This is a genomic window from Rhizobium sp. Leaf262, assembly GCF_001422245.1.
Classification (GTDB): Bacteria; Pseudomonadota; Alphaproteobacteria; order Rhizobiales; family Rhizobiaceae; genus Agrobacterium.
In genome coordinates this window covers 43,794-55,159 of sequence record NZ_LMMM01000009.1, presented here as the reverse complement: position 1 = coordinate 55,159, position 11,366 = coordinate 43,794, and the positions used below count along the sequence as shown (strand labels likewise).

Sequence of the window (11,366 nt, the reverse complement as noted above, 5' to 3'; positions counted from 1 at the left end):
GCCACGGGCTTGGTGTCCCCAGGGGGTCTCGGTCTCACATCCGCCACCGCAACCGGCATTAAAACGCCAAATGACGGTGAGGGGAAGTTACAAGGGGGGGCCACACCCACTTCCGCCAGTTGAGTTACCCTACCTTCGCCAACCCCTCACGTTGCGCATAATACTGCCCGAACCGGTTAGCCAGAAAATCCGCCAGACCAATATCCTCCTGTTTCACAAAGCCTTTCTGCGGCAGCTTGCCTTGGCTCAGCAAATCCAGCACCGTCGTAATGCCGGCGGCGGTGGTGATCTGGATGGCGCTCATCATGCGGCCGGAGACGGGGCCGGCATAGACTTTGTGGGCGTAGGTTTCTTGCATGAAGCGGCCATTCTTGGTGCCGCAGACGGTGACGAAGACGATGACGACATCCTGCATGGTGGCGGGAAGGGCGTTTTCGAAGAGGTCTTTCAGCACATCGCGGCGGTTGCGCAGGTTGAGGTCGTTGAGCAGCGCCTTCATGATGGCGACGTGGCCAGGGTAGCGGATGGTGCGGTAATTCATGGTGCGCACCTTGCCCTCCAGCGTGGCGGCCAGTGTGCCGAGGCCGCCCGATGTGTTGAAGGCCTCGTAGGTCATGCCGTCGAGTGAAAATTCCTCGCGCTCTTCCAAGGCAGGTACGGCGGTGAGGCGGCCCTCGACGATGGCTTCGCAGGGCTCGATATATTCGTTGATGAGACCGTCCGTGCTCCAGGTGAGGTTATAATTCAAGGCGTTGGACGGGTATTGCGGCAGGGCGCCGACGCGCATGCGCACGCTGTCCAGCTTATCGAAACGCGAGGCGAGATCGGCAGCGACAATGGAGATGAAGCCGGGGGCAAGGCCGCATTGTGGGATGAGCGCGCTTTCGGACGTTTCGGCCAGTTTCTTGACCTTGCGGGTGGATTCGACGTCTTCGGTGAGATCGAGATAATGCGTGCCGACGGCAACGGCGGCTTCGGCAATACCTGCGGTGAGGTGGAACGGGGCAGCGGAGAGGACGGCGAATTTGTCCTTCAACAGCGCCTGCAGGCCGAGGCGATCGGTGATGTCGACGATCTCGGTATCGACCCGTTCATGGCCGGGAACGTTGGCGAGTTGATCTGCGGAACGGTCCGCGACGGTGACGCGGTAATCGCCGGTGACGGCGAGCATCCATGCGATGGCGGAGCCGATATTGCCTGCGCCGATGATGACGATATGTTTCATTCTGTCCCCCTTGAGAAATGCCATTGAGGTAACAGAATGCCGCTTTTTGCACACGATTCGTAGCTTCACTTTGCGCGAAAGAGCGACTAGATTTATGCATATCGCCAATAGGATTGTGCATAATGCTTAGTGAAAAAGACCGGGCGTTGCTTTCGCTGCTGGGAGATAATGCGCGCATGCCGGTGGCGGAACTGGCGCGGAAACTCGGCCTTTCCCGCACGACGGTGCAGGCTCGTATCGAGCGGCTGGAGGCGGATGGGGTGATATCCGGTTACGGCATCAAGCTGTCTGACGCCTATCTTTCCGGGCTGGTGCGGGCGCATGTGCTGATTACGATTGCGCCCAAGGCACTGGCGGGCGTCACCGCAGCCCTTGCCGCGATCAAGGAGGTCACGACGTTGCACTCCGTCAGCGGCAGCTTCGACCTAATCGCCATTCTCACTGCGCCTTCGATTGCTGATCTGGACCGGTTGATCGACGGTATCGGGGCGCTGGATGGGGTGGAGCGGACGCTATCTTCGGTGATTTTATCGACGCGGATTTCGCGGTGATTTCAACGCTTCTCCCACATTCCTGTGCTTGTCACAGGAATCCAGTCAGCCCAAGTCTTTGGGCTGAGAAGCCTCTTTTCGCCACGCAGACGCGTGTCGGCTGGATTCCTGTGACAAGCACAGGAATGAGGGGTGGAATTGGAGTGACCTGGTAGTCTCGCACTCGGCGTCCAACACGTTTTCTCATCGCGCAGACGCGCGGTGGCTGGACCCCGGCTCTAGGCCGGGGTGACGGAGGATAGGGCTCAAACCGGGTCCGTACTGCCCCGTTTCGCCTTGAAAAACATCTTCAGCCGCTGGATTTCGGCGGGTGTCCAGCCGTGTGGTTGGGTCACTTCCAGCCATGCGTCGATGTAGTGTTCCGGCGCGTAGACGTGGCCGTAGCCCATGGGGGCGGTGGTGGCGGCGGCGACGTCGAGGAACAGTTGCAGTTCGGTGACGACGGGGAACCAGCGGAAGGAGGAGGAGACATCGCGGCCACGCGGCTGCTTCATCCATTCCGGGCGACGGTAAAGGGCTGCGGTTTCGAAGAAGGTTATGGGGTCGCTGGCATATTGCAGGTAGACGATGCGCATCGGCCCCCAGGGCTTATCCGCCATATGGGCGTTGGTGTATTGGTCTGCAAAGCGGATGACCGAGGAATCGCGGAATTTGGGCAGCCAATAGGGCGAGCCTTCGGTTCGGCCTGATGTGGCCATGCGCCATGTGGGGCTGGAAAAGGGCGGGCCGCTCCACAGCGCGCCCTGGAAGGGATCGGCGAGGACATCGTAGAGATCGGAGGATTTCTGGCTGTTCAGCGCACCGAGGCTGAGACCGTGCAGGTAGAGCTTGGGGCGGGTATCCTTGGGCAGCGTCGTCCAGTAACCGTAGATGGCTTCGAAGAGGGCGCGGGCGGTTTCCACGCCGTAATCCGGCTCCGTCAGAAGGGCGATCCAGCTGGAGAGATAGGAATATTGCACGGCGACGGTGGCGACGTCACCATTGTGCAAATATTCAAGCGTATCAATGGCTTCCGGGTCTATCCAGCCGGTGCCGGTGGGGGCGATGACGACAAGGGTTTCGCGCTCGAAACCGCCGGTGCGTTTGAGTTCTTCCAGGGCGAGTTTGGCGCGCTCTGCCGGTGTGGCTCCGGCATTCAGCCCGGCATAAACGCGGATGGGCTCCATGGCCGGGCGGCTGGTGAAGGCGGTAATCTCTGTGCTGTGCGGGCCGGTGGCGACGAATTCGCGGCCACGGCGTCCGAGCGATTCCCAGGTCATGAGGGAGGCGGAACTACCGGTTTTCATGGGGTCGGAGGGGCGTGGCACATCGGGCTCGATGAGGCTATCGACCTGTTTCAGCGAGCTATCCATGAACCGCAGGCCGACATCGACCACCAGCCCGTTGAGCAGTAGCACGGCGATGATGACGGCGGCGGCAATGCCGACGACATTGGCCAGCGGACGCGGCAAAAACCGGCGGCTGCGCAGGGCAAAGAGCCGCCGCACGATCTGAAACAGGCGCCCGAAAGCGATGAGCAGGGCAGAGACGCCAACGGCGATGGCCCCGGTTTTGATGCGGTGGGCGCTGTCCAACGGGTCGAGTTCCATCAAGACGCGAATGGAGTTTTGCCAGGTTGCCGCCTGCCACAGAAAGCCGAGCGCAGCGACGATTGCCGCCAGCGAGATGACGAAGAGAATGCCGCGTTTATCATGCCGGGAGGGCTGCGGCAGGCCGAGATAGATGGCGATATCCTTCAGAAAAACGCCGATGAGATAACCGATGGCAAAGGAAAATCCGCACAGCACGCCCTGCATGACGAAGGTGCGGGGAAGCAGCGATGGCGTGAGGGAAGCGCACAGCAGCACCGTGCCGACGACGATGCCGGTGCTGGACAGCGGCATGACCAAACGCCTGATCCATCTCAAGATTCTGCTTCCTTCCCCGGTTGGTTGTTGAGGCAGTGTAGTATGGTGGCGTGGTGCGTGGAAGGAAGGGTGCGGAATAAATTTTGCGATGAATAGGAATTTAATCCTTGACGGCGTGACGGTGGTTTGGTAGTGTTTGGGTATAGTCGGAGAAGTGTGGGTGGTGGGGTTGGTAGCGGTTTGCTGCTGGACCTTTGGGTGGGGCTTACCCCCCTCTGTCCTGCCGGACATCTCCCCCACAAGGAGGGAGATTGGCTGGGCGCTGACCCCTCGCTCTCTTCGCGAGGTTGTGGATGGGCGAGAGTTTGCCTCCTGCCGATCTCCCCACCTGTGGGGGAGATGCCCGGCAGGGCAGAGGGGGGGCGAGCTTGCGCCGACATTTGACGTTCCAACCAACAGGCAAATCATGACATCGACAATCAAGACAGACCTCTCGCTCTACCGCGAGTGGCCGCAAACGCCTGTTTATGCCGATAATCCTGCGGTGCTGGAGTTGAAATCCGCGCCGCCGGACAAGGCCAGCGACGACCTTTGGCGGTTGCTGAACGAGATGACCGCTGAGATGCGGGAGCAGTTTCGGTTCTTTCGCTCTCTGCGCGAAGGGGCAGGTGCGGCGCTGGATGAGGCGGCGGACGATGCGGCGGGGAAGGGGGCGCGGGCTGATGTGAAGGCCGCGACCGATGCCATGTCGCTGATCGTGCGGACGCTGGAAAAGATCGATACGCTGCAACGGCAGCTGACCCGCGATCGCGAGGCGGCGGCTGAAGACGCGGCGGGAGCGCAGGATTATGAGGACGCCGTTGCATTCTTCCAAAGGCGCATCGACGACCTCGTCCGGCAGAAAGTGCGGGCAAGGCTTGTCTCTGCCGGTGTTTCGCCAGACGAAGACACGGCTGAAGCCGGAAAATGAAGCGGGGCAGGCGGCGGTACCGGTGATCGGCTCTCCCGTTCCTGACATTCGCAGGCAGGAGATTGCGCAAGGCATGGCAGCGCCGCTGGCAGAAAAATACCAACGGCAGCACATTGCCCGCTTCAACCGCGACTGGCGCTTTGTGGGCAATGCCCCGCAGCAGCCGCCGGATGGCGACTGGCGCAACTGGTTGCTGATTGGCGGGCGCGGCTCTGGCAAGACCAGAGCCGGGTGCGAATGGGTGCATCTCATCGCTTCCGCCAGTGACCGATCCGATCTGCGCATTGCGCTGGTGGCAGAAACTCTGGGCGATGCGCGTGAGGTGATGATCGACGGCGTCTCCGGCATCTGCCGGGTGGCGCGGTTCAGGCGGCCGGATTTCGAGGCGTCGCGCCGCAGGCTGATCTGGCCGAACGGGGCGATGGCGCAAATCTTTTCCTCCGAAGACCCGGAAAGCCTGCGCGGCCCGCAGTTTCATTTCGCATGGTCCGACGAGCTGGCGAAGTGGCGTTATGCTCAGGAAACCTGGGACATGCTGCAATTCGGCCTGCGCCTTGGTGACAATCCCCGGCAGCTGATTACCACCACGCCAAGGCCGATACCGCTGTTGAAGGCGCTGATGGCCGACCCGGGCAGCCGGGTGGTGCGGATGCGCACCCATGACAATGCCGACAACCTGTCGCCCGGTTTCATCGATGCGATGATGAAACGTTATGGCGGCACGCGGCTGGGCCGGCAGGAACTGGATGGCGAGTTGATTGCCCAGCGCGACGATGCGCTGTGGAAGCGCGCCGATCTGGAGGCGATTTTCGATGACAGGCCGGATGTTTTGGCACGGACCGTCGTTGCGGTGGACCCGCCGGCGGGCAGCGGCGAGGGCTCCTGCTGCGGCATCGTGGTGGCGGGCATAGGTATAGACGGGCGGTTTTGGGTTCTGGCGGACTGCTCCGCCGAAGGTGCGACGCCTGCAGGCTGGGCGCGGGCGGTGGTTGCCGCCTTCCGCCGCTTCGAGGCCGACCGGGTGGTGGCCGAGGTGAACCAGGGCGGCGAGATGGTGAGCGCGATGCTGAAAAGCATCGACGCCAATCTGCCGGTGACCATGGTGCGCGCCAGCCGCGGCAAATTTACCCGCGCCGAACCGGTGGCTGCGCTGTATGAGCAGGGCCGAGTGCGGCATGCGGGGCGGTTTGAGAAATTGGAAGACCAGATGGTGGATTTCGGGCCGGATGGGTTGTCTTCCGGCAAGTCACCCGACCGGCTGGATGCGCTGGTCTGGGCGTTGACGGCGCTGGCGATGGGGACGATGGCCGAGCCGAGGGTGCGGGGGATGTGAGGGGTTGTCTTGTGCTTGCGTCGTTATACACGCCGTCATACCGGGCTTGACCCGGTATCCAGTGCGATCAAGTCTGTGATCGCGGAAGAGTCTTCCGCCGCAGACGCAGCGGGCTGGACCCCGGCTCAAGGCCGGGGTGACGGCGTTTAAGTAAGACGACTAGATAAAAAGCGAAACGCCCGCGTGGCCTGTGATGGCGCAGCGCGGGCGATTTTCAAGACTGTGACGGTAGGGGTGATCGACACCCCCGACCGCATCACTTCTTCGTAGACTGGTCCGGCTTCTGTTGTGTGCCGACTTCGCGCATCTGGCGCCATTCGCTTTCGAGGCGGTCGTAGGTGGTCTGCGGAATTGTTGCTGTCATGGCATTCCTCCTTGGCGGTTGGGCGCTGCGTTTTGCGCGGTGTGAAACAGAGTAAGCGGGTGAAAGTTCCTCAATTCAAGGTAAAATTTTCCCTTAAAACGGTTCGTATAAAATAAAATCGATTAGGATTTTTCTAAATCGATTTAGATGCGAGAAGTTGCATATTAAAATCTGGGGTTTAGGCCGCCGTAATTTTGAGAGGTGATGATGCTGTTGGATAGACAACATTTTTTCGCGACGATTCGGGGGGCTCCCTTTCCGGGACGGCTGAGTGCCACGCAGGTGAACGGGACTGAATTGGTTCTCGACGAATTCGAGGTGAGAGCACCGGACGGCGATATTCGCCATCTGGCTTACATGCTGGCGACGGCGTTTCACGAGACGGCAGGCACCATGCAGCCGGTGCGCGAAACGCTGGCGGCGAGTGACGATGCGGCGATCCGTATTCTGGACCGGGCCTATGCGGCAGGAAGGCTGGGGCAGGTGCGCACGCCCTATTGGCGGCGCGATGCAGACGGCAAAAGCTGGCTGGGGCGCGGGCTGGTGCAGTTGACGCACCGGCGCAATTACGAGGCGATGTCAGCGGTGACGGGCATCGACCTGGTGGAGCGGCCCGAGCGGGCGATGGAGCCGCAGGTGTCTGCTGCCATTCTGGTGGAGGGCATGCTGCGCGGCAGTTTTACCGGCAGGCGACTTTCGCAGTATTTTGATACACAGCGCGCCGACTGGGAAGGTGCCAGAGCCATCGTCAACGGCAATGACCGGGCAGCACTGATTGCAGGTTATGGACGAACGTTTCATGCAGGCTTGACGGCAAGCCTGATTGAACAGCCAGCGGTGGGATGATAGCGATTTCCACCCGAGATTTTGCATGACAGGTGCTTTCATGATCCGCCACATCGTTTTCTTTACCGTACCGGAAGCCAACCGCGACGCGGTTCGCAAGGGTCTTTCCGGTCTTACAGCTATTTCTCACGCGCTGACGCTTGAGATTGGCGAGAACGTGAAGAAAGACCAATGGGGCAATTCGGTGGACTTCATCGTCTACGGTGAATTCGAGAATGAGGCGGCACTGGCGGCGTATAAGGCCGACCCGGCCTATGAGCTTTCCACGAATACGGTGAAGCCGCTGCGCGACACGCGGGTGGCGGCCGATTTTGATAGTGACAGGGCGGTGAAAGAGCCGATTGGGTAGGCTGGACCTCATGGTAGGTTTTGTATGTACAAAAATGTAGGTTTTTGCTATCGTGCAATTCGAGTGGGATGAGGTAAAGGCGCAGAAAAATCGGGTGAAGCACCATGTTTCATTCGAACTGGCGAAAGAAGTCTGGAACGACCCGCTGCATGTCATCATGCCGGATAGGTTTGAAGACGGTGAGCAGCGTTGGCACGCTTTGGGTATGGTGGGTGCGGTCGCGATCCTCGTTGTCGTACATAGTTATCCCGCTGGTGAAGATGACGCTGTCGTTCGCATTATCGGAGCCCGCAAGGCGACATCCCATGAAAGGAGGCGCTATGAGCAACAGCAAGTTTAATCAACAGCAGCTTGAAGAACTGGCAAAGCTGGAAGCGATGTCGGATGACGATATCGATACGGCAGATATACCCGAGGCGCCCGTCGAAAACTGGATGCATGCCAAGCGTGGTGCGTTCTACCGCCCGATCAAGCAGCCTGTGACGATCCGGCTGGATGCGGATATTCTGGCCTGGTTCAAGGAACATGCCGAGAAAAGCGGTTATCAGACGGAGATAAACCGCGTGTTGCGGCAGCATGTAACCGAGGCGGAAAAGAAGCGGGCCTGATCCGACTTTCGGCTGAACTGGCGCGTTAGCGCACTGATTTGAAGTAACAGCTGACTTTGTCTGCAACGCCTTTGCATTGCGGGCTTTCGGCGTTCTCATAAAGGATCATTCCATGCGATTTTTTGGTTCTCTGCCGTGGCGGCGCCCGGTGGGGCGTGGACCTGTGCGCGAAGAAAAGGCGGCGGGTGGGTTTCTGGTGCTGTCTGGCGAGGCGGGGCGGACGCATTGGTCGGGGCGCGGATATGGTGCGCTGTCTCGCGAAGGGTTCATGCGCAACCCGGTGGCGCACCGGGCAGCGCGGATGGTGGCGGAGGCTGCGGCGTCTGTCAGTTGGTTGCTGTATGAGGGTGACGCTGAGATTGGCGAGCATGCGCTGTTGCGGCTGCTGGCGCGTCCCAACGGGCAGATGAGCGGGCCTGATTTCTTTGAGGCGCTCTACGGGCATCTGCTGCTCTCCGGCAATAGCTATATCGAGCCGCTGATGGTGGGCGAGCGGTTGCGGGAGCTGCATCTGCTGCGGCCCGATCGCGTCAGCATCATCGAGGGGGCGGATGGCTGGCCTGCGGCGTTCGACTACCGGGCCGAGGGCCGGGCGGCGCGGCGGATTGCGGCGGATCGGGATGGGCTGGGGCTGCTGCACCTGAAGCTGTTCAACCCCCTAGATGACCATAATGGGTTTTCGCCGCTGGCGGCGGCTGGGGCGGCGCTGGATTTGCACAATGCGGCGAGCATCTGGAACAAGCGGTTGCTGGACAATTCGGCCCGCCCCTCGGGTGCGTTGGTCTATCAGCCCAAGGAGGGCGGCAATCTTTCCACCGACCAGTACGAGCGGCTAAAGCGGGAGCTGGAGGAAGGCTATGCAGGCGCGGTGAATGCCGGGCGTCCGCTGCTTTTGGAAGGCGGGTTGGACTGGAAGAGCATGGGGCTTTCGCCGAAAGACATGGACTTCATGGAGGCCAAGAACGGGGCTGCCCGCGACATCGCGCTGGCACTCGGCGTGCCGCCCATGCTGCTGGGCATTCCCGGTGACAATACCTATGCGAATTACCAGGAGGCTAACCGGGCTTTTTACCGGCTGACGGTGCTGCCGCTGATCAATCGGACGGCGGCGAGTTTGTCGGCTTGGCTGGCACCGTTGTTTGAGGGTGCGTTGCGGCTGGAGCCGGATCTGGATCGGATTGCCGGACTGTCTGGCGAGCGTGATGCACTGTGGGCGCGGGTGGGGGCTGCGGGGTTCCTGAGTGATGAGGAGAAGCGTGAGGCGGTGGGGTATTGATGGGGGGGCGGCTGGGTTATCTCTCCCCTTGTGGGAGAGAAAGCGATTTCAACACCTTAGCCAAAGGCTAAGTGTTAGAAATCGCAAGTGAGGGGTTTTCCCTCGGCGCAAGCGGCAAACCCCTCACCTAGAAAATCTACGACTTAGCTTTCGCTAAGATCGTGATTTTCTGTCCTCTCCCACAGGGGGAGAGGTAAACCCGGCGGCACCGTTGAACCACTTTCTAAACAACCGGAATCCATCTGTGAAGGTTTCCCCTCAACCGGTTCCAATGACTCGAGAAAAGCGCACACATCCTCATGGCGGGTGCAGGGCAGCCGCTGTGCAACGTATTCTACTCTAACCCGGAATGATTACCCATGTCTGAATTTGCCAATGAGGGCGGCATTTGGGCTGCTCGATTTACCGGGGCGGTGGCGGGAGCTGGCGTTTCGCTGATCTATCTTCTGCCCCAGACGCACCGCGAGGCGGCCAGCCGGTTTCTGACGGGGCTCGCTTGCGGCATGATCTTCGGCGGGCCGGTGGGGGTGTGGATCGTCAAGCGGCTGGATATTGCCGATGGTCTCTCGGGTCAGGACGTGATGCTGACCGGCTCCGCCGCCGCCAGCCTCTGCGCCTGGTGGGGGCTGGGCGTGATGGTGCGCATTGCCGAGCGTTATGCCGCACGGCCTTAAGCCTGATTACGGGCCTTATATGCGTTGCGACGTGCTGATCAGGCTGAAAAGCAGGTGAATTCTGTGATGCGGCCTCCAGCGCTAAGCACTTTGCCGCTTTTCGAGTCCGCATTGAAAATAACGTATCTGGTTTGCGGGCATATCAAATCCAGTGATTTTTTGTAGCACTGAAGAGTGTTGACCTTTCGTTCGATGCCACCGTCCCAAATGGTACGATTGAATTGGATGTTTTCGCTGCACTTGAACCCTCTGCGCGTTGCTTTGGTTCGGGCTTCCTCCAGGCTGAGGCCAACAGTATCCAGCCTGTTGATTTCATTGTCATGCCAGGACTCAGGAATTTTGGTCAGTCCGCAACCGTTCAAGGTCAGGCACGCAATCAACAGTAATGAAGTACGAAACACGTTTTCTCCCATCGCCAATGGTTTGACGGAGTGAACCGATAAACGCCACGGCGACGGGATGCAAGACAGCCTGTGGTTGCTGTCGACAAGGCGGTAATGATGCAGTCCCGCCACGCCCAACAGCATCACCTTTTCTTACAAATAGCAGGAGAATTTCATGCACGTTTATCGCGGGCCGCGGCCTGCTACGCGCAAATTTGCCAGCCTGGAGCTGCGCGGCATTGCCTTTGATGGGGTGTTTTCCGGTTATGCCAGCGTGTTTGGCGAGGTGGATCTGGGGCGCGATGTGATCGAGCCGGGGGCCTTCAGGCGATCCATCGAGGAGCGCGGTGCCTCGGGGATTCGCATGCTGTACCAGCACGACCCGGCCCAGCCGATTGGCGCGTGGCGCACCATTCGCGAGGATGAGCGAGGGCTTTATGTCGAGGGGGTGCTGGCACCGGATGTGGCGCGGGCCAAGGAGGTGCATTCGCTGATGAAGACGGGTGCGCTGGACGGGCTGTCCATCGGCTTTCAGACGGTGCGGGCGGGCAAGGCTTCGCGCGGCGGTATTCGCCGCATTCTGGAGGCCGACCTCTGGGAAATCTCCGTCGTGACCTTTCCCATGCTGCCATCTGCCCGGGTTTCCAACGTCAAGCAGGCGCGGTTCTTTCGCGACCGGGAGACGGAGCTGGTGCGGACGATGCGCCGGGCTGCGAAGAGTTTGGCGGGGGATGCTTTTCGGCGGTGATGGGGTTTGGGAGGCCCGTCGTCTCGCCCTCATTCCTGTGCTCGTCACAGGAATCTAGCCAGCCCAAGTCCTTGGGCTGAAGGGAGTCTTTTCGTCGCGCAGACGCGCGTCGGCTGGATCCCTGTGACGAGCACAGGGATGAGGGAAGAAAGCACGTCCGCGCCAAGGAAGAGTCTTTTGCATCGCAGACGC

13 protein-coding genes are annotated in these 11,366 nt (G+C 60.4%); 10 read left to right on the top strand and 3 right to left on the bottom strand.

The features are described 5' to 3' along the window. Positions 1-124: 124 nt before the first annotated feature. Positions 125-1,225, bottom strand: a complete 1,101-nt coding sequence (locus ASF29_RS10920) for a saccharopine dehydrogenase family protein (protein ID WP_062450728.1) — start codon at positions 1,223-1,225, stop codon at positions 125-127. 119 nt (positions 1,226-1,344) lie between these two features. Between ASF29_RS10920 and ASF29_RS10915 the strand changes: the two genes are divergently transcribed. Beyond that, positions 1,345-1,776 (top strand): Lrp/AsnC family transcriptional regulator, encoded by a 432-nt coding sequence (locus ASF29_RS10915; protein ID WP_062450727.1) that lies wholly within the window; start codon positions 1,345-1,347, stop codon positions 1,774-1,776. A 245-nt stretch (positions 1,777-2,021) separates the two neighbouring features. Here the strand turns inward: ASF29_RS10915 and ASF29_RS10910 are convergent, their stop codons facing one another. Continuing rightward, positions 2,022-3,665 (bottom strand): alpha/beta-hydrolase family protein, encoded by a 1,644-nt coding sequence (locus ASF29_RS10910; protein ID WP_162237894.1) that lies wholly within the window; start codon positions 3,663-3,665, stop codon positions 2,022-2,024. Positions 3,666-4,089: 424 nt separating this feature from the next. Here ASF29_RS10910 and ASF29_RS10905 point away from each other — a divergent pair, with 424 nt between their 5' ends. From ASF29_RS10905 to ASF29_RS10875, 8 genes are all read left to right on the top strand, one after another. Then, positions 4,090-4,593 (top strand): hypothetical protein, encoded by a 504-nt coding sequence (locus ASF29_RS10905; RefSeq protein ID WP_062450720.1) that lies wholly within the window; start codon positions 4,090-4,092, stop codon positions 4,591-4,593. A gap of 73 nt (positions 4,594-4,666) precedes the next feature. Then, entirely contained in the window at positions 4,667-5,926 is a 1,260-nt protein-coding gene (locus ASF29_RS10900) for a terminase family protein (RefSeq protein ID WP_062450726.1), read from the top strand. 571 nt (positions 5,927-6,497) lie between these two features. Then, positions 6,498-7,136, top strand: a complete 639-nt coding sequence (locus ASF29_RS10895; RefSeq protein ID WP_062450725.1) for a hypothetical protein — start codon at positions 6,498-6,500, stop codon at positions 7,134-7,136. 40 nt (positions 7,137-7,176) lie between these two features. Then, entirely contained in the window at positions 7,177-7,485 is a 309-nt protein-coding gene (locus tag ASF29_RS10890) for a Dabb family protein (RefSeq protein WP_062450724.1), read from the top strand. A 52-nt stretch (positions 7,486-7,537) separates the two neighbouring features. Beyond that, complete coding sequence (locus ASF29_RS23955; RefSeq protein ID WP_082453461.1) at positions 7,538-7,825, top strand: BrnT family toxin; 288 nt, start codon at positions 7,538-7,540, stop codon at positions 7,823-7,825. Next, positions 7,806-8,093, top strand: a complete 288-nt coding sequence (locus tag ASF29_RS10885; RefSeq protein WP_062450719.1) for a BrnA antitoxin family protein — start codon at positions 7,806-7,808, stop codon at positions 8,091-8,093. Before ASF29_RS23955 ends, ASF29_RS10885 begins: the two co-directional genes overlap by 20 nt. Positions 8,094-8,205: 112 nt before the next feature. Continuing rightward, positions 8,206-9,369: a phage portal protein gene (locus ASF29_RS10880; RefSeq protein WP_062450723.1), complete on the top strand. Its 1,164-nt coding sequence runs from the start codon at positions 8,206-8,208 to the stop codon at positions 9,367-9,369. A gap of 359 nt (positions 9,370-9,728) precedes the next feature. Further along, positions 9,729-10,043: a DUF6107 family protein gene (locus ASF29_RS10875; protein ID WP_062450718.1), complete on the top strand. Its 315-nt coding sequence runs from the start codon at positions 9,729-9,731 to the stop codon at positions 10,041-10,043. A gap of 38 nt (positions 10,044-10,081) precedes the next feature. On the opposite strand, the gene ASF29_RS10870 is transcribed toward ASF29_RS10875, so the two are convergent. Beyond that, positions 10,082-10,570, bottom strand: coding sequence for a hypothetical protein (locus tag ASF29_RS10870; protein ID WP_156462631.1), 489 nt, complete (start codon positions 10,568-10,570; stop codon positions 10,082-10,084). A 31-nt stretch (positions 10,571-10,601) separates the two neighbouring features. Here ASF29_RS10870 and ASF29_RS10865 point away from each other — a divergent pair, with 31 nt between their 5' ends. Beyond that, complete coding sequence (locus tag ASF29_RS10865; RefSeq protein WP_062450716.1) at positions 10,602-11,174, top strand: HK97 family phage prohead protease; 573 nt, start codon at positions 10,602-10,604, stop codon at positions 11,172-11,174. Positions 11,175-11,366 lie beyond the last annotated feature (192 nt).

What these genes read in the sequence shown, in the direction of transcription:
- ASF29_RS10875 (WP_062450718.1), top strand. Translation starts at nt 9,729, where the DNA reads ATGTCTGAATTTGCCAATGAGGGCGGCATTTGGGCTGCTCGATTTACC.
- ASF29_RS10885 (WP_062450719.1), top strand. Translation starts at nt 7,806, where the DNA reads ATGAGCAACAGCAAGTTTAATCAACAGCAGCTTGAAGAACTGGCAAAG.
- ASF29_RS10905 (WP_062450720.1), top strand. Translation starts at nt 4,090, where the DNA reads ATGACATCGACAATCAAGACAGACCTCTCGCTCTACCGCGAGTGGCCG.
- ASF29_RS10900 (WP_062450726.1), top strand. Translation starts at nt 4,667, where the DNA reads ATGGCAGCGCCGCTGGCAGAAAAATACCAACGGCAGCACATTGCCCGC.
- ASF29_RS10895 (WP_062450725.1), top strand. Translation starts at nt 6,498, where the DNA reads ATGCTGTTGGATAGACAACATTTTTTCGCGACGATTCGGGGGGCTCCC.
- ASF29_RS10865 (WP_062450716.1), top strand. Translation starts at nt 10,602, where the DNA reads ATGCACGTTTATCGCGGGCCGCGGCCTGCTACGCGCAAATTTGCCAGC.
- ASF29_RS10920 (WP_062450728.1), bottom strand. Translation starts at nt 1,225, where the DNA reads ATGAAACATATCGTCATCATCGGCGCAGGCAATATCGGCTCCGCCATC.
- ASF29_RS10870 (WP_156462631.1), bottom strand. Translation starts at nt 10,570, where the DNA reads ATGCTGTTGGGCGTGGCGGGACTGCATCATTACCGCCTTGTCGACAGC.
- ASF29_RS10880 (WP_062450723.1), top strand. Translation starts at nt 8,206, where the DNA reads ATGCGATTTTTTGGTTCTCTGCCGTGGCGGCGCCCGGTGGGGCGTGGA.
- ASF29_RS10890 (WP_062450724.1), top strand. Translation starts at nt 7,177, where the DNA reads ATGATCCGCCACATCGTTTTCTTTACCGTACCGGAAGCCAACCGCGAC.